Origin of the sequence: Pseudomonas morbosilactucae (assembly GCF_023241665.1) — a bacterium.
GTDB classification, from domain to species: Bacteria; Pseudomonadota; Gammaproteobacteria; order Pseudomonadales; family Pseudomonadaceae; genus Aquipseudomonas; species Aquipseudomonas morbosilactucae.
Map to the genome: position 1 here is coordinate 46,727 of NZ_JALQCX010000037.1, position 21,989 is coordinate 68,715.

A 21,989-nucleotide genomic window follows, 5' to 3' on the forward strand; every position below is an offset into this window, starting at 1 on the left:
CGCCCGTCCCAAAAAATATGGGTGAAGCGTATAGAGGGGGCGAAGATTAAGGAAATACGGTTTAACAATCCAGCTCATAGGCGGTCTCTATCCGGTAACGCTCCATTTCAAAGGGGCTTTGTTACCGTTGATGTCGACCTGTTCACCGCGCTTTCACCGTTCGGGCAAAGCCGGTAAGGTCGGCGCGTTTTCCACTGCTCGGAGCACTTTATGCCCGCCCCCGTACTGTCCGGCCCGCAATACCTGCGTGAAGGCCTGAAGCTGGTCCTCAGCCCGGGCCTGCGCTTGTTCGTCCTCCTGCCCCTGATGATCAACCTGGTGTTGTTCGTCGGATTGATCTATCTGGCCGGCCATCAGTTCAGTCTGTGGGTCGACACCCTGATGCCCTCACTCCCCGATTGGCTGAGTTTCCTCAGCTACCTGCTCTGGCCGCTGTTCGTGGTGCTGGTGGCGCTGATGGTGTTTTTCAGCTTCACCATGCTGGCCAATATCATCGCCGCGCCCTTCAACGGTTTTCTCGCGGAGAAAGTCGAGATCGTGGTACGTGGCACCGACGAGTTCCCGGCGTTCAGTTGGGGCGAGCTGATCGCCATGATCCCTCGCACCCTGGCGCGGGAAATGCGCAAACTGGGGTATTTCCTGCCCCGGGCCATCGGCCTGTTCATTCTCTCGTTCATTCCCGTGGTGAACCTGATTGCCGCACCGCTGTGGCTGTTGTTCGGCGTGTGGATGATGGCAATCCAATACATCGACTACCCGGCGGACAACCACAAGCTGGGCTGGAACGAAATGCTCGCCTGGCTGCGTGAGAAGCGCTGGCAGAGCCTGGGGTTCGGCGGCATCGTCTACCTGGCGCTGATGATCCCCTTCGTCAATATCCTCATGATGCCGGCCGCCGTGGCCGGGGCCACCCTGTTCTGGGTCCGCGAACGCGGGGCCGAGAAGCTGGTGGCCGAGCAACGCTGATCGGGTCACAAATCCATCATCGCAACGTCATGCGGGCGACATGGCCTCAGCCGACACTGAGGTCATGACGACAGCCCTGCACATCACCCTGATCACCGAAACCTTCCCCCCGGAAATCAACGGCGTGGCCAATACCCTGGGCCGCCTGTGCGACGGCCTGCGCGCCCGTGGACACCAGGTTGAGCTGATCCGCCCACGCCAGGGTTGTGATCAGACCCGCCCCAGCGACGACGCCTTGCTGTTATGCCGCGGCTGGCCGCTGCCGGGGTATCCAGGCCTGCAATGGGGCCAGTCGTCGATGCACAAGCTGTTACGCCGCTGGAAGCGCCAGCGCCCGGACGTGTTGTACATCGCCACCGAAGGTCCCTTGGGGCTGTCTGCCCTACGGGCGGCGCGGCGCCTGGGGATTTCCGTGGTCAGCGGTTTCCACACCAACTTCCAACAGTACTCCAGCCAGTACGGCCTGGGCCTGCTGACCCGCCTGCTGACCCATTACCTGCGCTGGTTTCACAACCGCTCCCAATTGACCCTGGTGCCCAGCACCAGCCAGCGCCTGGAATTGGAACGTCGGCATTTCGAACGCCTGGCCCTGCTGGCCCGAGGCGTCGACAGCCAACTCTTCCACCCCACCAGGCGCCGCAACGACCTGCGAGAAAGCTGGGGCCTGGGGCCCGACGACATTGCGGTGATCCATGTCGGGCGCCTGGCACCGGAGAAGAACCTCGGCCTGCTCAAGCGCTGCTTCAACAGCCTGAGCAACGCCTATCCACAACGGCGGATGAAGCTGATTGTGGTGGGCGATGGGCCACAGCGGGCGAGCTTGCAACAGGAACTGCCCGAGGCGATTTTTTGTGGCAGCCAGCGCGGCGAAACCCTGGCCAGTCATTACGCGTCGGGGGACTTGTTTCTTTTTCCCAGCCTGACCGAGACCTTCGGCAACGTGGTGCTCGAAGCCCTGGCATCGGGGTTGGGCGTGGTGGCGTATGACCAAGCCGCGGCCGCCCAGCACATTCGCCACGGCTATAACGGGGTGCTGGCCATGCCGGGGGATGAAAGCGCCTTCTGCGACGCCGCCACCTGGCTGCTGGAGGAGCAGGAAACCCTGCGTCGGGTGCGGCTCAATGCTCGGCAACATGCCAGCCGCCAGGGCTGGCCGGCAATCATCGAGCAGTTTGAGAACCAATTGCGCGGGGCCTGCCAGGTCGAGCAAGGGCTGCCTGACGGCCGGTTACTGCCTTGAACACTGCAGCACTGAGACCGGGCTGATCTGAACCCATCATCGGCAAACCCACGCCATCTCGGTCGAAGGCGTGGGCCTGCCCGTGATCAGGTCGCGCTTAAACCAAGGTCATCAACGCCTCGCGGCTGAAGGGCAGGATGTCTTGCTCACGACCTTCACGCACCTTCTGCGCCCAATCCGGATCCACCAACAGGGCGCGGCCCACGGCCACCAGGTCGAACTCGTCGTTGTTCAGGCGCTCCAGGAGCTTTTCCAGACTCGCCGGCTGCGCCACCTTGTCGGTGTTGACCATGAACTGCAGGAACTCGCCGTCCAGGCCGACGCTGCCCACGGTGATGGTGGGTTTGCCGGTGAGCTTGCGGGTCCAGCCAGCCAGGTTGAGCTCGGAACCTTCGAACTCCGGCTCCCAGAAACGCCGCGTCGAGCAGTGGAAAATATCCACGCCGGCATCCGCCAGAGGCTTGAGGAACGCGCCCAGGGCTTCCGGGGTTTGCACCAGGCGAGCGCTGTAATCCTGCTGCTTCCACTGGGAGAAACGGAAGATGATCGGGAAGTCCGGGCCCACCGCCGCACGCACCGCCTGGATCAACTCAATGGCAAAACGCGAACGCTGGGCCAGGTCGCCGCCGTACTCGTCGGTGCGCTGGTTGCTGCCTTCCCAGAAGAACTGATCCACCAGGTAGCCATGGGCGCCGTGGATCTCCACGCCGTCCATGCCGATGCTCTGGGCATCCTTGGCCGCCTGGGCGAACGCTGCGATGACCTGCTGAATGTCTTGATGGGTCATGCCATGCACCACCACCTGCCCGTCCTTGAGCTTCTCGCTGGGGCCAAAGCCCGGCACGCTGGCGTCCGGCTCAGTGCCCAGGCGTCGCACGTTACCCACGTGCCAGAGTTGCGGAACGATCTTGCCACCTGCGGCGTGGACCGCATCCACCACCTTCTTCCAGCCGGCCAAGGCCGCCTCACCGTAGAAATGCGGCACGTTCGGGTAGCCGTTGGCGGCCGGATGCCCGACGGTGGTGCCTTCGGTGATGATCAGGCCCACGCCGGCTGCGGCACGACGCCGGTAATATTCGATGACTTTCGAGTTGGGGACACCACCCGGGGAAAACGAGCGGGTCATGGGCGCCATGACCACACGGGTCGGCAACTCCAAGGCACCGAGCTGGAAGGGTTTGAACAAGGCTTGTACAGGCATGCGGCACTCCGGGGATCAGCGGGCTCGGATCATTGATCGGGACGTCGACACCCGACAGGACGCGGGCCGACAAACTTATGATGGCGATAATATTCATCGCCTGAAGCGCAGCACAGCACTATTGATCAGGGTGATTAAGGTGCAAAAGCGCAGAAGGGAATTCAAGGAAACTCGGGGGAACTGGCCGGGCAGCGGGGCCCGGCAGTCAGGGTCAGCTCAGGGCTTTTTCGATCGCCTGAACCACCGCCGGATCATCCGGTGCCGTGCGTGGGGAGAAACGCGCCAGGACGCGACCGTCCTTGCCCAGGAGGAATTTCTCGAAGTTCCAGGTGATATCCCCAGGGAACTCCGCGCCTTCGCCCGCCAGCAGACGGTACAACTGGTGACGCTCCGGACCATTCACCTCCAGCTTGCTGCTCAGCGGAAAGGTCACGCCATAGTTGAGGCTGCAGAAGTCCTGAATCTCCTGCTCGGAGCCCGGCTCCTGCCCGGCGAACTGATTGCACGGCAGGCCCAGGACACTGAACCCCTGGCCCTTGTACTGCTGATAGAGGTTCTCCAGCGCCGCGTATTGTGGTGTCAGGCCACACTTGGAGGCGACGTTGACCACCAGCACGACGTGCCCTTTGAAAGGGGCGAGCGGTAGCTCCTGACCATCCAGGGCTTTCAATTTAAGGTCGTGAAAAGCACTCATGACGAACTCCAAATTCCCGTGTTCTAACAGAAAACAGCCTCTCGACAGCACACCCTGTGCCCACGGCAATAACCGCGCCGACTAAAAAGGCGCCCTCGGGCGCTCTCCAGTCAACTTGAGCTTAGCGCAGAAAATCAGTGGTGATGGCCACCTTCGCCATGGACGTGGCCATGAGCGATTTCTTCCTGGCTGGCGTCGCGGATGGCGACGATTTTTACTTGGAAGTTCAGACGCTGGCCGGCCAACGGGTGGTTGCCGTCAACGGTCACGTCGTCGCCGTCCAGGTCACGGATGGTGACGATCTGCATCTGGCCGTCCGGAGCGGACGCGTGGAACTGCATGCCCACTTCCAGCTCGTCGACGCCTTCGAACATGCTGCGGCTCAAGGTGCTGACCAGTTCGGCCGCGTATTCGCCGTAGGCATCTTCAGGTTCTACGGCAACGGTCAGTTCATCACCAACCTGCTTGCCTTCCAGGGCTTTTTCCAGGCCTGGGATGATGTTACCTGCGCCTTGCAGGTAGACCAGCGGGGCGCCGCCGGCAGAGCTGTCGATGACCTCACCAGCGTCGTTGGTCAGGGTATAGTCGATGGAGACAGCCTTATTGGCGGCGATCAGCATGGGGCGAGACCTTTTGCATTAGAAATGAAGAGCCGCAAGTTTAGCGAAGCCATCGCTCGAAAGCGAACGGAACCCAGACAGACGGACACCCATGAAACCCTCCACAGTCACCGGTTTTCATCAGGATGAAGACAGCCATTGGGTCGTCGAACTGTCCTGCGGCCACACCCAGCACTTGCGCCACCTGCCGCCCTGGCAATCCCGCAGCTGGGTCCTGGACCCCGCGCAACGCCAGGAAAAAATAGGCCAGGCCTTTGCCTGTGGCTGGTGTGCGCAGGGCGCGGATAACGATAACCTTAGCGCCTGACGATCAGGTAGGCGGCCAGCCATAGACCGCCACCTTTGCCATGCACCTTCTGAGAATTCGCATGCAAACTTTTTTTATCGCGCCCACCGATTTTGGTGTGGGTCTGACCTCCATCAGCCTCGGGCTGGTGCGTACCCTGGAACGGGCCGGCCTGAAAGTCGGCTTTTTCAAGCCCATTGCCCAGCCCCATCCCGGCGATACCGGCCCCGAGCGCTCCACTGAGCTGGTGGCCCGCACCCACGGCCTCAAGCCGCCGCAGCCCCTGGCGCTGGCCCATGTCGAGCGGATGCTCGGCGACGGTCAGTTGGATGAGCTGCTGGAAGAAATCATCACCCTCTATCAGGAAGCCGCCATCGGCAAGGACGTGCTGATCGTCGAGGGCATGGTGCCGACCCGCAGCGCCAGCTACGCGGCCCGGGTCAACCTGCACCTGGCGAAAAGCCTGGATGCCGAGGTGATCCTGGTCTCGGCGCCGGAAAACGAAGTGCTCACCGAACTGTCCGGGCGCGTGGAGTTGCAAGCGCAGCTGTTTGGCGGCCCGCGAGACCCGAAAGTGCTCGGGGTGATCCTCAACAAGGTGCGCACCGACGAAAGCATGGAGCAATTCTCCGCGCGCCTGAAAGAACACTCGCCGCTGTTGCGCAGCGGCGACTTCCGCCTGCTGGGCTGCATCCCCTTCCAGCCGGAACTGAATGCCCCGCGCACCCGCGATGTGGCGGACCTGATGGGCGCCCAAGTGCTCAATGCCGGCGACTATGAAAGCCGGCGCATGAGCAAAATCATCATTTGCGCGCGCACCATGCGCAACACCGTGGAACTGCTCAAGCCCGGCGTGCTGGTGGTAACCCCGGGCGACCGCGACGACATCATCCTCGCTGTCAGCCTGGCAGCGATCAACGGCGTGCCTCTGGCCGGACTGCTGCTGACCAGTGACACCCTGCCCGACCCACGGATCATGGAGCTGTGCCGCGGCGCGCTGAATGCCGGCCTGCCGGTGCTGTCGGTGAGCTCCGGCTCTTACGACACCGCCAACCAGCTCAATGGCCTGAACAAGGAAATCCCCATCGATGACCGCGAGCGCGCGGAAATCATCACCGACTTCGTCGCCAGCCACCTGGACGCCCGCTGGCTGCACCAGCGCTGCGGCACCCCGCGGGAAATGCGCCTGTCACCGGCGGTGTTCCGCTATCAGTTGATCCAGCGTGCCCAGGAGGCCAACAAACGCATCGTCCTGCCGGAAGGCAGCGAGCCGTTGACCGTACAAGCGGCGGCTATCTGCCAGGCCCGGGGCATTGCCCGCTGCGTGCTCCTGGCCAAACCGGAAGACGTGCAGGCCGTGGCCCGCGCCCACGGCATCGAGTTGCCGCCGGGCCTGGAGATCCTCGACCCGGACCTGGTGCGCGAGCGCTACGTGGAGCCCATGGTGGCTTTGCGCAAGAGTAAAAGCCTCAACGCGCCCATGGCCGAGCAGCAACTGGAAGACCCGGTGGTGATCGGCACCATGATGCTGGCCCTGGATGAAGTCGACGGCCTGGTCTCGGGGGTCATTCACTCCACCGCCAACACCATTCGCCCGGCCCTGCAACTGATCAAGACCGCACCCGGCTGCACCCTGGTGTCCTCCGTGTTTTTCATGCTGTTCCCCGAGCAGGTGCTAGTGTACGGCGACTGCGTGATGAACCCGCACCCCAGCGCCAGCGAACTGGCGGAGATTGCCCTGCAAAGCGCCGACTCGGCCGCCGCCTTCGGCATCACCCCGCGAGTGGCGATGATCAGCTATTCCAGCGGCGACTCGGCCAGCGGCGAAGAAGTGGAAAAGGTCCGCGAAGCCACCTTGCTGGCCCATGAAGCGCAAAGCACGCTGCTGATCGACGGCCCGCTGCAATATGACGCCGCTGCCAATGAAAACGTGGCCCGGCAACTGGCCCCCAACAGCCAGGTCGCCGGCAAGGCCACGGTCTTTGTGTTCCCCGACCTGAACACCGGCAACACCACCCACAAGGCGGTGCAACGCAGCGCCGATTGCGTGAGCCTGGGGCCGATGCTGCAAGGCCTGCGCAAACCGGTGAACGACCTGCCGCGCGGCGCCCAGGTCGATGACATCGTCTACACCATCGCCCTCACCGCGATCCAAGCCGCCAACCGACCTATGGATGTCTAAATGCTGGAATTTCTGCCTGCCGCCCTGCGCGGGGTCATCGCCTCGCTGCTCCTGGCGCTGAACACCATCCTGCTGTGCTCGTTTCTGTTCTGCGTGGCGATCGTCAAGGCCCTGCCCTTCGCCCTCACCCAGCGCTTGAGCATCTGGCTGATGAACCACACCCACGAGGCCTGGATCAGCAACAACAAGGCCTGGATGCAACTGGTCTGCCGCACCCGCTGGCACCTGCGCGGCCTGGAGGGCCTGGACTACCAGCACTCTTATCTGGTGACCAGCAACCACCAGAGCTGGGTCGACATCATGGTGCTGCAGTACGTGCTCAACCGACGCATCCGCCCGCTGAAGTTCTTTCTCAAGCAGGAACTGATCTGGGTGCCGGTCATCGGCCTGGCCTGGTGGGCATTGGGCTTTCCCTTTATGAAGCGCTATTCCAAGGCCTACCTGGAGAAGTACCCGGAAAAGAAAGGCAAGGACCTGGAAACCACCCGCAAGACCTGCGCGAAGTTTCGCAACCAGCCGGTGGGCATCTTCAACTTCGCTGAAGGCACGCGCTTTACCGAGGGCAAGCACGCCCAGCAGCAATCACCGTTTCGCTACCTGCTCAAACCCAAGGCCGGCGGCATTGCTTTTGTGCTGGATGCCATGGGCGAACAGTTGGAGTCCATCGTCAACGTGACCATCCACTACCCAGCCGGACGGCCCGGTTACTGGGACCTGCTGTGCGGTCGAGTCAAAGACGTGGTGGTGCAGTTTGAAGAAGTGCAGATTCCGCCACAGTTCATTGGCAAGAATTATGAGCAGGATGGGGAGTACCGGTTGGCGTTCCAGGGGTGGATCAATAAGCTGTGGGAAGACAAAGATGCACTGCTCGAGCGGTTGCATCAGGAATATCCTGGCCGGTCTTGAGGGTTCCATCGCCGGCAAGCCGGCTCCTACGGTTGATCGCATTCCCATGTAGGAGGCGACTTGCCGGCGATGACATCAGCCGCAACACCCACAATGCAAAAGCCCGCCACCGATCACTCGGTGGCGGGCTTTTTTGTGGCCGCGTGGTTTAGATCGCGCCGCGTTGACGCAACAGATCCAGCACCTGCTTGACGCTTTCTTCCAGCGACAGGGCCTGGGTGTCGATCACCAGATCGGCATTCAACGGCACGTCGTAAGGGAAGGACTCGCCCGGGATGTTATCCCCGCCCGCCGCGTACAGGCCTTGCGGATCGCGCTCGGCGCACACCGCTGGAGAAGCCTGGACGTAAACGGTCAGCAAACGCTCCTTGCCGATCAGCGCCTTGGCCTGTTCACGGCCTTCAGCGTCCGGTGCAACAAAAGCGGCCAGGGTCAGCAGGCCGGCTTCGTTGAACTGACGGGCCACGTGGGCCGCACGACGCCAGTTCTCGGTACGCCCGGCGCGGTCCTGAGGCAGGCCCTTGTTCAGGTCGTGACGCAGGTTCTGGCCATCGAGGACGAACACCGCGCGGCCCATGTCGAACAGGCGACGCTCAACCGCATAAGCCAGGGTGCTTTTGCCAGCACCCGACAGGCCGCTGAACAGCACGGTAGCCGGTTGCTGGCCGAAGCGCAGGGCGCGCTCTTCGGTGGCCACGTGGGCCAACTTGCCGTGCTGAGCCGAGCTGCCGTGGGTGACCGGCGGAGCGATGATCATGCCCGCCGCCACGGTGCCGTTGGTCAAACGGTCGATCACGATGAACGCACCAGTGGTGCGGTTGCTGTCGTAACCGTCCAACGCGATGGCGGCGTCGAGGCTGACCTTGACCCGGCCGATCTCGTTCAGTTGCAGCGAACTCGCCGGGCCTTCGGCCAGGGTGTTCACATCCACACGGTGCACGATGCTGGTGATGGAACCCGGCACGTAGCTGGTGGCGCGCTTGATGTCGTACTTCTTGCCGGGCAGCATCGGCTCTTCGGCCATCCACACCAGCATGGCGTCGAAGGCGTCGGTCACTTGCGGCACGTTGTCGGCATGTACCAGCAGGTCGCCACGGGAGATGTCGATCTCGTCTTCCATGGTCAGGGTCACGGCCTGGCCTGGGCCGGCGTGCTCCAGCTCACCTTCGAAGGTGACGATGGATTTGACCCGGCTGCTCTTGCCCGACGGCAGGACCACGACTTCGTCGCCCTTGTGCACGATGCCGCTAGCCAGGGTGCCGGCGAAACCGCGGAAGTTCAGGTTCGGACGGTTGACGTACTGCACCGGGAAACGCAGGTCGGTGTAGTTGCGGTCGTTGGCGATCTCGACGGTTTCCAGAATCTCCATCAACGACTGGCCGGTGTACCAAGGCGAGCGCTCGCTCTTGTTCACCACGTTGTCGCCCTTGAGCGCCGACATCGGCACGAAAGCCAGGGTGCTCGGCTTGAAGGCAATACCGTCGGCGAACTTCAGGTAATCGGCCTTGATCTGCTCGAATACGCTTTGATCGAAGCCATTGATGTCCATCTTGTTGACGGCCACCACGATGTGTTTGATCCCCAGCAACGAGGCGATAAAGCTGTGGCGACGGGTCTGGGTCTGCACGCCGTAGCGGGCGTCGATCAGGATGATCGCCAGGTCACAGGTGGACGCACCGGTGGCCATGTTACGGGTGTACTGCTCATGGCCGGGAGTGTCGGCGATGATGAATTTACGCTTGGCAGTGGAGAAGTAGCGGTAGGCAACATCGATGGTGATGCCCTGCTCACGCTCGGCCTGCAGGCCGTCAACCAGCAACGCCAGGTCGATATCGTCGCCGGTGGTGCCGACTTTCTTCGAGTCGCGGGTGATGGCTTCCAGGTGATCTTCGTAGATCATCTTGGAGTCGTGCAGCAGGCGCCCGATCAGGGTGCTCTTGCCGTCGTCGACGTTGCCGCAGGTCAGGAAGCGCAACATTTCCTTGCGCTCGTGCTGGCCCAGGTAGGCGAGGATGTCCTCGCTGATCAAATCAGATTGGTGGCTCATTGGGTTCAAGCTCCGAGCTGTAAGCTTCAAGCGGCAAGCTTGTCGGCGTACAGCTAGTCAGAAATTTTGTTGATCAACCCGCGCAGCATTCTTGAGAGTTCGCGGGTTTCCATAATCCAATTTTCGGCCAGCGGGTCTGCGATGTAAGCAATGTCTCGACCAATAAGGACTTGGGTACGTAACTCCCCACAGGACGCTTTCGCAATCCAGAGAAAACGAACCTTCTCCTTGGCACTGCGACGTTCCATGCCTTCAGCAATATTGGAAGGCACTGAAAGTGCCGAGCGGGTGATTTGATCCTTGAACCCAAAATCCCCACATCGCGCAAATTCTTTGTAGATCCCTACTGCCAAACACTTGCTTCGCTGCCAAACAATCAGCTTCTCGAAATCCATTACGAGTCACTCGATCCCGGCTCACAGCAACAGGCCGCAAGCGCCAAGCTGCGAAGTTACGCATACCGCCTTTAACTTGCAGCTTGCCGCTTGTAACTCGAAGCTTAGAAGTACCCCTGACGCTTCTTGTCTTCCATCGAGCCTGCACCATCGTGGTCGATGACACGGCCCTGGCGCTCGGAAGTTCGCGTCAGGAGCATTTCCTGAATGATGTCCGTCAGCGTCTCGGCTTCGGACTCCACCGCACCCGTCAACGGGTAGCAGCCAAGGGTACGGAAACGTACTTTCTTTTTGACGATTCGGGCTTTGTCTTCGTCGGACAGGTGTTCGAGGATGCGGTCGTCGTCGATCATGATCAACGTGCCGTTCTTCTCGATCACTTCACGTTCGGCAGCGAAGTACAGCGGCACGATCGGGATGCCTTCCAGGTAGATGTACTGCCAGATGTCCAACTCGGTCCAGTTCGACAGCGGGAACACGCGGATCGACTCGCCCTTGTTGACGTTGCCGTTGTAGACGTTCCACAGCTCGGGGCGCTGGTTCTTCGGGTCCCAACGGTGCTTGCTGTCGCGGAAGGAATACACGCGCTCTTTGGCGCGGGACTTCTCTTCATCGCGACGGGCACCGCCGAACGCTGCGTCGAAACCATGCTTGTCCAGTGCCTGTTTCAGGCCCTCGGTCTTCATGATGTCGGTGTGCTTGGCACTGCCGTGGGTGAAGGGGTTGATACCCTGCGCCACACCGTCAGGATTGACGTGGGTGATGAGGTCCAGGCCAAGCTCTTCGACCATGCGATCGCGGAACTTGTACATTTCCTGGAATTTCCACTGGGTATCGACGTGCATCACCGGAAACGGCAGCTTGCCCGGGAAGAACGCCTTGCGTGCCAGATGCAGCATCACGGCGGAGTCTTTACCGATGGAGTACAGCATCACCGGGTTATCGAACTCGGCGGCCACCTCGCGGATGATGTGGATGCTTTCCGCCTCCAGCTGTTTCAGATGCGTCAGTTTGTCGACCATGGCTACTCACGAAAGCTTTCTTATGAACGGCCATCGGGCCGTGTTCGAGCGGGGCATGCTAGCACAGCGTGCCGCTTCTATTCAGGGCGCCAAATAGAACGAAACGATATATGAATATATCGCCTCGTTTGGGTCTGTCCGTGGCTTGTGGGGTGCCGGCTGGCCGAGGTTGGCGATCGTGAAATCGCCGGGGGCGGCGACGTCGGATGCCCCTCAAACGGCGATCGCCGACAAGCCGGCGCCAACAGGCGGAGCGTTAGATGGGGTTGGGGCAGTCGATGAACAGGTGCTCCAGGGCGAAGCGCCGGGCCAGGTAATCACCCAGGGCCTGGACGCCATAACGCTCGGTGGCGTGATGGCCGGCGGCAATAAAACTGATGCCGTTCTCCCGGGCGCTGTGATAGGTCTGCTCCGAGGCTTCGCCGCTCAGGTACAGGTCGACGCCGGCCTGCACGGCCTGGTCGATGTAGCCCTGGCCACCGCCGGTGCACCAGCCGACGCGGCGGATCATGTCCTCGCCTTCGATCAACAACGGCTCGCGCCCCATGACTTCCTGCACGCGTCGGGCAAAGTCCCGTGGCGTCATGGGTTCGTTGAGTGAGCCCACCAGGCCGACGATTTTCAGGTTGTCCGGGTCCAAGGGCCCTTCGACGGTGATGTCCAGTTGCCGCGCCAGTTGCACGTTGTTGCCCACGTCCGGATGCAGATCCAGGGGCAAGTGGTAGGCCAGCAGGCTGATGTCGTGCTTGAGCAGGGTTTTCAGGCGCCGCTGCTTCATGCCCGTGATGCACGGGTTCTCGCCTTTCCAGAAGTAACCATGGTGCACCAGCACCAGATCGGCCTTGGCCTCGACGGCAGCATCGAGCAATGCCTGGCTGGCGGTGACCCCACTGACGATGCGCATCACCTGCGGGCGCCCCTCGACCTGCAGGCCATTGGGGCAATAGTCGGCAATCCGCGAACTGCCCAGATAACGGTCGGCTTCTTCCACCAGGGTGCTCAGGGCAACGGCCATAAAAGTCTCCTAAATATCCCGTTCAGAGGCGCGCTTGGCCTCGTATAATGCGCGACATTATGGGCCGTGCGCGGTCCTTCGCAACCACCCAGGACTTGCTCAATGTTCAAGGCTCTGCGTTTTTTTGGCTGGCCGCTGCTGGCCGGTGTGCTTATCGCGTTACTGATTATCCAGCGTTATCCGGAGTGGGTCGGGCTGCCCAGCCTGGACGTCAACCTGCAACAGGCGCCGCAGACCAGCAACACTCAGCAGGGCCCGGTCTCTTACGCGGACGCTGTGGTGATTGCCGCGCCGGCAGTGGTCAACCTCTACACCACCAAGGTCATCAACAAACCCGCCCACCCGTTGTTCGAGGACCCGCAATTTCGCCGGTTCTTCGGCGATAACCTGCCCAAGCAGCAGCGCATGGAGTCGAGCCTGGGTTCGGGGGTGATCATGAGCCCCGAAGGCTACCTGCTGACCAACAACCATGTGACCTCCGGCGCCGAGCAAATCGTGGTGGCACTCAAGGACGGCCGTGAAACCCTGGCCCGCGTCATCGGCAGCGACCCGGAAACCGACCTCGCAGTCCTCAAGATCGACCTGAAAAACCTGCCATCGATCACCATTGGCCGCTCGGAAAACATCCGCGTGGGTGACGTTGCGCTGGCCATCGGCAACCCCTTTGGTGTCGGCCAGACCGTGACCATGGGCATCATCAGCGCCACCGGGCGCAACCAGTTGGGCCTGAACAACTACGAAGACTTCATCCAGACCGACGCGGCGATCAACCCGGGCAACTCCGGCGGCGCCCTGGTGGATGCCAACGGCAACCTGACCGGGATCAACACCGCGATCTTCTCCAAGTCCGGCGGCTCCCAGGGCATCGGCTTCGCCATCCCGATCAAGCTGGCCATGGAGGTGATGAAGTCGATCATCGAGCACGGCCAGGTCATTCGTGGCTGGCTGGGCATCGAAGTGCAGCCACTTACCCAGGAACTGGCGGAGTCCTTTGGCCTGTCCGGGCGCCCCGGGATCGTGGTTGCGGGGATTTTCCGCGATGGCCCGGCGCAGAAGGCCGGCATGCAATTGGGTGACGTGATTCTCAGCATCGACGGAGAACCCGCCGGCGACGGTCGCCGCTCGATGAACCAGGTCGCGCGGATCAAGCCCAGCGACAAGGTGAGCATCCTGGTGATGCGCAATGGCAAGGAGATCAAGCTCACCGCCGAGATCGGCCTGCGTCCGCCACCGGCGCCGGTCAAAGAAGAAGAGTAAGTCGTAGCCCGGCACGCCGGGCTAACAATATAAATTCTCATTGGTCATGTTATATTGTTTCAATATCGATATTGGAACCCTTTCATGACGTCTCGAACATTTGCCTCCCTGGCAGGCCTGACCCTGGGCCTGCTGGCCGATCCCCTGCTCGCCGAAGAACCCCAGCCGCTCGAACTCGACGCCACCAGCATCACCTCCGAATACGAATCCGCCAACGACCCGCTCAAGGGTTATCGGGCAAGCCGCGCCTCCAGTGCGACCAAGACCGACACAGCGATCCGTGACATTCCCCAGTCCATCAGCGTGATCCCGGCCAGCGTGCTCAAGGACTTGGGCAGCACGAGTGTCGAGCGCGCCCTGGAATTCGCCGGCGGTGTCTCCAAGCAAAACAACTTCGGCGGCCTGACGCTCTACGAATACAGCGTGCGCGGCTTCACCACGTCGGAGTTCTACAAGGATGGCTTCAGCGCCAACCGCGGCTACCCGAGCACACCGGATGCGGCCAATATCGAACGCATCGAAGTGCTCAAAGGCCCCGCCGCCAGTCTCTATGGCCGTGGCGACCCGGGTGGCACGGTGAACATTGTCAGCAAGAAGCCTCAGCCGGAAGCCTTCACCACCCTGCAGAGCAGCGTCGGCAGCTGGGACCGCTACCGCACCGCCCTGGACCTCAACACGCCGCTGGACGAGCAAGGCCAGGTCCTGTCCCGGGTCAACCTGGCAGTCGAAGACAACCAGAGTTTCCGCGATCACGTCGACAGCCAACGGGTGTTCGTCGCACCCTCCCTGAGCTGGCAGATCAACCCAGACACCCACCTGTTGCTGGAAAGCGAATTCGTGCGCCACAGCTCGACCTTCGATCGCGGCATCGTCGCGCCGAACAATCGCTGGAGCGGCGTGTCACGCTCGACCTTCCTCGGCGAACCCAATGACGGCAACATCGACAACCACAACAACATGCTGCAAGCAGCCCTGGAGCATCACCTCAACGACGCCTGGAAGTTGCGCCTGGCCAGCCACTACAAGGAGGGCAAGCTCTGGGGGTTCGCCTCGGAAGCCCGGCCTCTGAATGCCGACCAGCACACGGTCAATCGGCGCTATCGCGAGCGCGACAGCAACTGGCATGACAGCATCACCCAGCTGGAACTCCACGGTCTGGTGGATATCGGCAGTTGGCAACACCAGTTGCTGATCGGCAGCGAATACGAGAACTACCGCAAGAACGAACGGGTCACCACCATTGCGGGCAGCACCTACCCCATCGACATCTATAACCCGGTGTACGGCCAACCCAAGCCAAATGGCCTGCGCTCCGGCACCGACTTCTCCGAGCACGTACAAAGCCAGGCGTTGAACCTGCAGGACCAGATCATCTTCAGCGACCGCCTGCGGGGCATGCTCGGGGCGCGCTTCGAACACTTCGAACAACGCATCGACGACCACGTCAGTGGCCTCCCCTCGCGCCAGACTCACGACGCCCTGACCCAGCGCGCCGGCCTGCTGTACCAACTGACCCCTCAAGTGGGCCTATTCGCCAACGCCTCCACCTCGTTCAAGCCCAACAACGGCCTGGACGCCGAGAGCAAAACCTTCAAGCCCGAAGAAGGCGTCGGTTATGAAGTGGGGATCAAGAGCGAGCTGTTCGACGAGCGCCTGAGCAGCACCCTCGCCGCTTTCCACATCGAAAAGGAAAACGTCTTGGCCCTCGACCCCGCCACCAACAGCAACCGGGCCATGGGCAAAGCCCGCAGCCAGGGCCTGGACCTGCAAGTGACCGGGCAGCTCACCGATGCGGTGCGGCTGATCGGCGCCTTCGCCTACATCGACGCCAAGGTCACTGAGGGCGATAGGTCAATTCCCGCCGGCAGCCGCATTCTTGGCGTGGCCAAGCGCAGCGGCAGCGTGCTGGGGGTCTATGAGTTCCAGGAGGGGACATTGCGCGGCTCTGATGTCGGCGCAGCCTTCACGTACGTGGGCGACCGCTCCGGGGAAGCCGGGGGGCGCTTCGAGTTGCCGGCCTACCAGACCGTGGACCTGCTGGCCCACTACAAGGCCAGTGAGCAGGTGACCCTGGGCCTGAACCTGAACAATGTGTTCGATGAGAAGTACTACGAGCGCTCTTACAGCAACTACTGGGTCAACCCCGGGGAGCCGCGCAACTTCACCCTGAGCCTGACCCTCAGCCTATAAAAAAGCCCGCTCCTGTGAGGGAGCGGGCTTTCTATCTTCAAGGGCTTAAAGCTCGCCCAGTCCGTCAATCAGCGCCTGGTTCTGCTCCGGCGTACCGATGGAGATACGCAGGAACTGGGCAATGCGCTGCTGCTTGAAGTGGCGGACGATCACTCCTTGCTCCCGCAGCTTGGCCGCCAGGCCGGCCGCGTCGTGCCCAGGGTGGCGGGCAAAGATGAAGTTGGCCGCCGACGGCAGCACCTCGAACCCCTTGGCCTGCAGTTGCGCCACCACGTAGTCGCGGCTGTCGATCACCCGCTGGCAGGTGCTCTGGAAGTACTCGTGGTCTTCGAACGCGGCGGTTGCACCGACAATCGCCAAGCGGTCCAGGGGGTAGGAATTGAAGCTGTTCTTGATCCGCTCCAAGGCCTCGATCAGGTCCGGATGACCCACCGCCAGGCCGACCCGCAAGCCCGCCAGGGAGCGCGACTTGGACAGGGTCTGGGTCACCAGCAGGTTCGGATAGCGATCCACCAGGCCAATGGCCGTCTCACCGCCAAAGTCGATATAGGCTTCGTCGACCACCACCACCGAATCCGGGCTGGCCTTGAGGATCTGCTCCACCGCGTCCAGGGGCAGCAGGCAGCCGGTGGGCGCGTTCGGGTTAGGGAAGATGATCCCGCCATTGGGCTTGGCATAGTCCGCCGTGCGGATCTGGAACTGCTCATCCAGGGGCACCGCTTCGAAGTCGATGCCGTACAGGCCGCAATACACCGGGTAGAAGCTGTAGCTGATGTCCGGGAACAGCAACGGCTGATCGTGTTGCAGCAAGCCGTGGAAAATGTGCGCCAGGACTTCATCCGAACCGTTGCCGAGGAACACCTGGTTGCTCTGCACGCCGTAATAGCCAGCCACCGCCTGCTTCAGCAGGTCGCTGTTGGGGTCCGGGTACAGGCGCAGGTTGTCATTGAGCTCGGCCTGCATCGCCGACAGGGCCTTGGGCGACGGGCCATAAGGGTTTTCGTTGGTGTTGAGCTTGACCAGCTTGGTCAGCTTTGGCTGTTCACCCGGCACATAAGGCACCAGATCCTTGACGAACGGACTCCAGAATTTGCTCATGCTCATTGCCCCTTTGCTTGATCGTCGACGATGCGGTATTCGGCACTGCGGGCGTGGGCGGTCAGCGACTCGCCACGAGCCAGAACCGACGCGGTCTTGCCCAGTTCGGATGCGCCCTGCTCGGAGCAGAAGATGATCGACGAACGTTTCTGGAAGTCGTACACGCCCAGTGGCGAGGAGAAACGCGCGGTGCCGGAGGTCGGCAGCACGTGGTTCGGGCCGGCACAGTAGTCGCCCAGGGCTTCGGAGGTGTGACGCCCCATGAAGATCGCCCCCGCGTGACGAATCTGCGGCAGCCAGGCTTGCGGATCGGCCACAGACAACTCCAGGTGCTCCGGTGCAATGCGATTGGCCACGTCGATGGCCTGCTGCATGTCGCGCACTTTGATCAGGGCGCCACGGCCATTGATCGAGGTATTGATGATTTCGGCACGCTCCATGGTCGGCAGCAGCTTGGCGATGCTCGCCGCCACTTGGTCGAGGAACTCGGCGTCCGGGCTGACCAGGATCGCCTGGGCGTCTTCGTCGTGCTCAGCCTGGGAAAACAGGTCCATGGCGATCCAGTCCGGGTCGGTCTGGCCGTCACAGACCACGAGGATCTCGGAGGGGCCGGCAATCATGTCGATGCCCACCTGGCCAAACACGTGGCGCTTGGCGGTGGCCACATAGATGTTGCCCGGGCCGACCACCTTGTCCACCTGGGGCACGCTTTCGGTGCCATAGGCCAGGGCGGCAACCGCTTGGGCGCCACCGATGGTAAACACCCGGTCGACCCCGGCGATGCAGGCTGCGGCCAGCACCAGCTCATTGACCTCGCCACGCGGCGTAGGCACCACCATCACCACCTCGGTGACCCCCGCCACTTTGGCCGGGATCGCGTTCATCAACACCGAGGACGGGTAGGACGCCTTGCCACCGGGCACATACAGGCCGGCACGGTCCAACGGGGTGACTTTCTGCCCCAGCACGGTGCCGTCGGCCTCGGTGTAGGTCCAGGAATCCTGTTTCTGTTTTTCGTGGTAGCTGCGGACCCGCGCGGCGGCTTTTTCCAGGGCTTCGCGCTGGGGCACGGTGATGCGGGTCAGGGCCAGTTCCAGGCGCTCGCGGGGCAGGATCAGGTCGGCCATGGAGCTGACCTGCAAGCCATCGAAGCGCTCGGTGAATTCCACCAGCGCCGCATCGCCGCGTTCACGCACGGCCTTGATGATGTCCAACACCCGCTGATTGACCGAGTCGTCAGAGACACTTTCCCAGCTCAGCAGATGATCCAGATGCTGGGCGAAATCCGGGTCGGCAGCGTTGAGTCGGCGAATTGCAGTGGGAGCGGTCATAGCGAAGGCCTCATTTATTGGCGAGTGCTCAAAAGGACAAGCTTGGTTTTGCAAAGCTCAGGCGCCGCAAGACTACCAAGCCATCCGCGTGGGCACCTGAGCATTCTGGCTATGACGCGGATAGATGGGCGTGGCTCAAGGCCACGCATGTGAATCAGCCGCGGTGTCGCGACTCCACTGCTTTGCGCAGGGTGTCGATCAACGCCTGGATGCGGGCGTGCTGCATTTTCATCGAAGCCTTGTTGACCACCAGGCGCGAACTGATGGTGGCGATCAGCTCCTGGGGCTCCAGGCCATTGGCCCGCAAGGTGTTGCCGGTGTCGACCACGTCGATGATCTTGTCCGCCAGGCCGATCAGCGGCGCCAGCTCCATCGAACCGTAGAGCTTGATGATGTCGACCTGGCGACCCTGTTCGGCGTAGTAACGCTTGGCCACATTGACGAACTTGGTGGCCACGCGCAGCCGGCCCTTGGGCTCGGCGGCACCGATGGCACCGGCGGTCATCAGCTTGCACTTAGCAATCTGCAGGTCCAGCGGTTCGTACAGGCCCTGGCCGGTGTATTCCATCAGCACGTCCTTGCCAGCGACCCCGAGGTCAGCGGCCCCATGCTCGACGTAGGTCGGCACATCGGTGGCGCGCACGATCAGCAGGCGCACATCGGCCTGGGTCGTGGGAATGATCAGCTTGCGGCTCTTGTCCGGATTCTCGGTCGGCACGATGCCCGCTTCAGCCAGAAGCGGCAGCGTGTCGTCAAGGATACGGCCCTTGGACAATGCGATGGTCAACATGGGAAACGTCAGTCCTTATCAGGCTACTGATGCCCGGTCGCAAATGGCGCCAGACACAGATCGAGCCTGATGACAGGCTCGACTTGAAACTCAATCAAGGTGTGGGCACGTCCTTGTGCCCATGACACCGACTAGCCCGGTACGCGGCGAATCTTGGCGCCGAGCATCTGCAGCTTCTCTTCGATGCACTCATAACCACGATCTATGTGGTAAATGCGATCGATCAGGGTGTCGCCTTCGGCCATCAGAGCCGAAATCACCAGGCTGGCCGAAGCCCGCAGGTCGGTGGCCATGACGGGCGCGCCCTTGAGGATTTCAGTGCCGGTCACGATGGCAGTGTTGCCTTCGACCTGGATCTTGGCGCCCATGCGGTGCAGTTCGTAAACGTGCATGAAGCGGTTTTCGAAGATCGTCTCGATGACCGCACCCGTGCCTTCGGCAATGGCGTTCAGGGAAATGAACTGCGCTTGCATGTCCGTCGGGAACGCCGGGTACGGCGCGGTACGCACGTTGACAGCCTTGGGGCGCTTGCCGTGCATGTTGAGCTCGATCCAGTCGGTACCGGTGGTGACTTCTGCACCGGCTTCCTTGAGCTTTTCCAGGACCGCTTCAAGGATGGTCGGATCGGTGTCCTTGACCTTGACCCGGCCGCCGGTGACGGCAGCCGCCACCAGGTAGGTGCCGGTTTCGATGCGGTCCGGCATGACTTTGTAGAACGCCGGATGCAGGCGCTCGACGCCATCGATGGTGATGGTGTCGGTGCCGGCACCGGAGATCTTCGCGCCCATGGCGATCAGGAAGTTCGCCAGGTCCACGACTTCAGGCTCGCGGGCGGCGTTTTGCAGCACGCTGCGGCCTTTGGCCAGGGCAGCGGCCATCATGATGTTCTCGGTACCGGTCACACTCACGGTATCGAAGAAGAAGTTCGCACCGCGCAGGCCGCCTTCAGGGGCCTTGGCCTTGATGTAGCCGCCTTCGACGTCGATCACCGCGCCCATGGCTTCCAGGCCACGGATGTGCAGGTCCACCGGACGCGAGCCGATGGCGCAACCGCCAGGCAGGGCGACTTCAGCTTCACCGAAACGGGCAACCATCGGGCCCAGTACCAGGATCGAGGCACGCATGGTTTTCACCAGCTCGTACGGCGCGATCAGGGTCTTGATGGTGCGTGGGTCGATTTCGACGCTGAGTTTCTCGTCGATCACCGGCTCGATGCCCATGCGACCGAACAGCTCGATCATGGTGGTGATGTCGTGCAGGTGCGGCAGGTTGGCCACAGTGACCGGGCCATCGCACAGCAGGGTTGCCGCCAGGATCGGCAGCGCGGAGTTCTTGGCCCCGGAAATGCGGATTTCGCCATCAAGGCGAACGCCGCCGGTAATAATCAATTTATCCATAAGAATCTCGACGCCCTTGGGCTGCTCAGGTGCGCTCGGCCCAGGCCGCGCGGCTGAAAAATTTCATAGTGACCGCGTGGATGCTGCCATCGGCGATCCATGGGTTCAAATGGGCATAGATGCTCTGCTGACGCTTAACCGGGCTCAAGGCCGCCAGTTCGTCACTAATCACGTTCAGCTGAAAGTTGCAGCCTTCGCCCTCAACTTCTACCTGTACGGATAAAAGAGTCTCGGACAGCTTTCCTTCAAGGAAGCTCTTCACTTCGGTGGCCTGCATGCTCAACCTCAATCGGCGCCCTGTGCGCGCGGGTCGCACATCATACAAAAAAGCCCCGCGCCTGCGAACCCCGCATAGCAGGACTCTGACGGGGGGCTTCTATATAGATGTGGGTTACTAAGGATGGGTGAGGATTTCGGTCAAGCCAGAAACCTCGGCGATTTCGCGCATGTCCTCGGGCAAGGCGCGGATGCTCAGGGCCTTGCCGGCCGCCTGGGCATCACGCATGAACGCCAGCAACAGCGCAAGGCCGACACTGCTGGACTTCGACACTGCCGAACAATCCACAACCAGGTCCGGCACCGCGCTGGACTTGATCAGGGCCTGGCCCTGCTTGCGCAGGCCAGGGCCGGTGCGATAGTCCAGCACGCCACTGAGCAACAGTTCGCCAGCAGCCCCGGAACGGACGGCCGCCTCACTCATTGCGCAGCCTTCTGCGCGGCGTCTTCGGTCACTTCCTTGGCCTTGGCCACTTCCCCGGCCCAACCGTCGATGGTCTTGTCTAGGTTATTGCCATTGCGCTGCATGGCATCGGCGAACTGATCACGGAACAGCTTGCCGATGTTGATGCCGTTGATGATCACGTTGCGCACTTTCCACTGGTCGTTGATCTTCTCCAGGGTGTAGGACACGGGGTAAATCGCCCCGTTATTGCCCTTGACCTGCATATCGACGCTGGTGCGGGTGCCGCTTTCATCCTTGGCCGGGGACACCGTAATGCCCTGGTTGTTGTACTCGAGCAAGGCGTTGCCATAGAACTGCATCAGGCTGCGCTTGAAGTTTTCCTGGAAGCGGGTCATCTGCTCCGGGGTGGCTTTGCGCGAGTACTTCACGGTCATGATGCTGCGGGAGATGCCATCGGCATCCACCACCGGGCCGACGATACCGTTCAAGGCATCGTAGAAGGCGCTCGGGCTCTGCTTGTACTGTTCTTTATTGGCCGCCAGGTCCGCCAGCAGGCGGTTGGTGGTGTCTTGAACCAGTTCATGGGCGGAAGGCCCGGTCACGGCGTTAGCCATCAAAGGTAGCGCCGCAAGCAACACCAACAGGCCACGTCGCAAGGTAGAGATCATGA

At 61.8% G+C, this 21,989-nt stretch carries 20 protein-coding genes and 1 pseudogene; 7 read left to right on the forward strand and 14 right to left on the reverse strand.

Features of this window, described 5'->3' with window-relative positions:
• Positions 1 to 210: 210 nt before the first annotated feature.
• Both cysZ and M1B35_RS20015 read left to right on the forward strand, forming a co-directional pair.
• Positions 211 to 966 (forward strand): sulfate transporter CysZ, encoded by a 756-nt coding sequence (cysZ, locus tag M1B35_RS20010; RefSeq protein ID WP_123337121.1) that lies wholly within the window; start codon positions 211 to 213, stop codon positions 964 to 966.
• 40 nt (positions 967 to 1,006) lie between these two features.
• Positions 1,007 to 2,206, forward strand: coding sequence for a glycosyltransferase family 4 protein (locus M1B35_RS20015; RefSeq protein ID WP_268262858.1), 1,200 nt, complete (start codon positions 1,007 to 1,009; stop codon positions 2,204 to 2,206).
• A 97-nt stretch (positions 2,207 to 2,303) separates the two neighbouring features.
• Here the strand turns inward: M1B35_RS20015 and M1B35_RS20020 are convergent, their stop codons facing one another.
• From M1B35_RS20020 to M1B35_RS20030, 3 genes are all read right to left on the reverse strand, one after another.
• A complete protein-coding gene (locus tag M1B35_RS20020; protein ID WP_268262859.1) occupies positions 2,304 to 3,407 on the reverse strand; it encodes an NADH:flavin oxidoreductase in 1,104 nt (367 codons plus the stop codon).
• A gap of 211 nt (positions 3,408 to 3,618) precedes the next feature.
• On the reverse strand, positions 3,619 to 4,101 hold the full coding sequence (locus M1B35_RS20025; RefSeq protein ID WP_123337127.1) for a glutathione peroxidase: 483 nt from the start codon (positions 4,099 to 4,101) through the stop codon (positions 3,619 to 3,621).
• A 134-nt stretch (positions 4,102 to 4,235) separates the two neighbouring features.
• Positions 4,236 to 4,721, reverse strand: a complete 486-nt coding sequence (locus tag M1B35_RS20030; protein WP_123337129.1) for an FKBP-type peptidyl-prolyl cis-trans isomerase — start codon at positions 4,719 to 4,721, stop codon at positions 4,236 to 4,238.
• Between M1B35_RS20030 and M1B35_RS20035 the strand changes: the two are divergent.
• The 3 genes and pseudogenes from M1B35_RS20035 to M1B35_RS20045 all read left to right on the forward strand — a co-directional run bounded on the left by M1B35_RS20035 (position 4,690) and on the right by M1B35_RS20045 (position 8,095).
• Positions 4,690 to 5,028, forward strand: a pseudogene (locus M1B35_RS20035) (DUF3565 domain-containing protein). The gene M1B35_RS20030 and the pseudogene M1B35_RS20035 overlap by 32 nt on opposite strands.
• A gap of 61 nt (positions 5,029 to 5,089) precedes the next feature.
• The gene (pta, locus tag M1B35_RS20040) at positions 5,090 to 7,189 is read left to right on the forward strand and encodes a phosphate acetyltransferase (protein ID WP_123337131.1); all 2,100 of its coding nucleotides are present in this window, start codon (positions 5,090 to 5,092) and stop codon (positions 7,187 to 7,189) included.
• Complete coding sequence (locus M1B35_RS20045; RefSeq protein ID WP_268262860.1) at positions 7,190 to 8,095, forward strand: acyltransferase; 906 nt, start codon at positions 7,190 to 7,192, stop codon at positions 8,093 to 8,095.
• 148 nt (positions 8,096 to 8,243) lie between these two features.
• Here M1B35_RS20045 and cysN read toward each other — a convergent pair whose 3' ends face one another.
• From cysN to M1B35_RS20065, 4 genes are all read right to left on the reverse strand, one after another.
• Positions 8,244 to 10,142, reverse strand: coding sequence for a sulfate adenylyltransferase subunit CysN (gene cysN / locus M1B35_RS20050; protein WP_123337135.1), 1,899 nt, complete (start codon positions 10,140 to 10,142; stop codon positions 8,244 to 8,246).
• A 53-nt stretch (positions 10,143 to 10,195) separates the two neighbouring features.
• Positions 10,196 to 10,537 carry a four helix bundle protein gene (locus M1B35_RS20055; RefSeq protein ID WP_268262861.1) on the reverse strand — a complete coding sequence of 114 codons (342 nt, stop codon included), beginning with the start codon at positions 10,535 to 10,537 and terminating at the stop codon, positions 10,196 to 10,198.
• A gap of 104 nt (positions 10,538 to 10,641) precedes the next feature.
• The gene (cysD, locus tag M1B35_RS20060) at positions 10,642 to 11,559 is read right to left on the reverse strand and encodes a sulfate adenylyltransferase subunit CysD (RefSeq protein WP_123337137.1); all 918 of its coding nucleotides are present in this window, start codon (positions 11,557 to 11,559) and stop codon (positions 10,642 to 10,644) included.
• Between the two features lie 256 nt (positions 11,560 to 11,815).
• Complete coding sequence (locus tag M1B35_RS20065) at positions 11,816 to 12,574, reverse strand: Nif3-like dinuclear metal center hexameric protein (RefSeq protein WP_268262862.1); 759 nt, start codon at positions 12,572 to 12,574, stop codon at positions 11,816 to 11,818.
• Positions 12,575 to 12,676: 102 nt separating this feature from the next.
• Between M1B35_RS20065 and algW the strand changes: the two genes are divergently transcribed.
• Complete coding sequence (gene algW, locus M1B35_RS20070; protein WP_123337140.1) at positions 12,677 to 13,831, forward strand: Do family serine endopeptidase AlgW; 1,155 nt, start codon at positions 12,677 to 12,679, stop codon at positions 13,829 to 13,831.
• 84 nt (positions 13,832 to 13,915) lie between these two features.
• Positions 13,916 to 16,021 carry a TonB-dependent siderophore receptor gene (locus tag M1B35_RS20075; RefSeq protein ID WP_268262863.1) on the forward strand — a complete coding sequence of 702 codons (2,106 nt, stop codon included), beginning with the start codon at positions 13,916 to 13,918 and terminating at the stop codon, positions 16,019 to 16,021.
• 45 nt (positions 16,022 to 16,066) lie between these two features.
• On the opposite strand, the gene hisC is transcribed toward M1B35_RS20075, so the two are convergent.
• From hisC to M1B35_RS20110, 7 genes are all read right to left on the reverse strand, one after another.
• Positions 16,067 to 17,119, reverse strand: coding sequence for a histidinol-phosphate transaminase (hisC, locus tag M1B35_RS20080; RefSeq protein WP_123337144.1), 1,053 nt, complete (start codon positions 17,117 to 17,119; stop codon positions 16,067 to 16,069).
• A gap of 2 nt (positions 17,120 to 17,121) precedes the next feature.
• Complete coding sequence (hisD, locus tag M1B35_RS20085; protein ID WP_123337146.1) at positions 17,122 to 18,450, reverse strand: histidinol dehydrogenase; 1,329 nt, start codon at positions 18,448 to 18,450, stop codon at positions 17,122 to 17,124.
• 154 nt (positions 18,451 to 18,604) lie between these two features.
• Positions 18,605 to 19,240, reverse strand: a complete 636-nt coding sequence (hisG, locus tag M1B35_RS20090; protein WP_123337148.1) for an ATP phosphoribosyltransferase — start codon at positions 19,238 to 19,240, stop codon at positions 18,605 to 18,607.
• Between the two features lie 131 nt (positions 19,241 to 19,371).
• Positions 19,372 to 20,637 carry a UDP-N-acetylglucosamine 1-carboxyvinyltransferase gene (gene murA, locus M1B35_RS20095; protein ID WP_268262864.1) on the reverse strand — a complete coding sequence of 422 codons (1,266 nt, stop codon included), beginning with the start codon at positions 20,635 to 20,637 and terminating at the stop codon, positions 19,372 to 19,374.
• A 25-nt stretch (positions 20,638 to 20,662) separates the two neighbouring features.
• Positions 20,663 to 20,914: a BolA family protein gene (locus M1B35_RS20100; RefSeq protein WP_123337152.1), complete on the reverse strand. Its 252-nt coding sequence runs from the start codon at positions 20,912 to 20,914 to the stop codon at positions 20,663 to 20,665.
• Between the two features lie 117 nt (positions 20,915 to 21,031).
• The gene (locus M1B35_RS20105) at positions 21,032 to 21,337 is read right to left on the reverse strand and encodes an STAS domain-containing protein (protein ID WP_123337154.1); all 306 of its coding nucleotides are present in this window, start codon (positions 21,335 to 21,337) and stop codon (positions 21,032 to 21,034) included.
• The gene (locus M1B35_RS20110; RefSeq protein ID WP_268262865.1) at positions 21,334 to 21,987 is read right to left on the reverse strand and encodes an MlaC/ttg2D family ABC transporter substrate-binding protein; all 654 of its coding nucleotides are present in this window, start codon (positions 21,985 to 21,987) and stop codon (positions 21,334 to 21,336) included. The genes M1B35_RS20105 and M1B35_RS20110 overlap by 4 nt, the downstream gene beginning before the upstream one ends.
• Between the last annotated feature and the right edge of the window lie 2 nt (positions 21,988 to 21,989).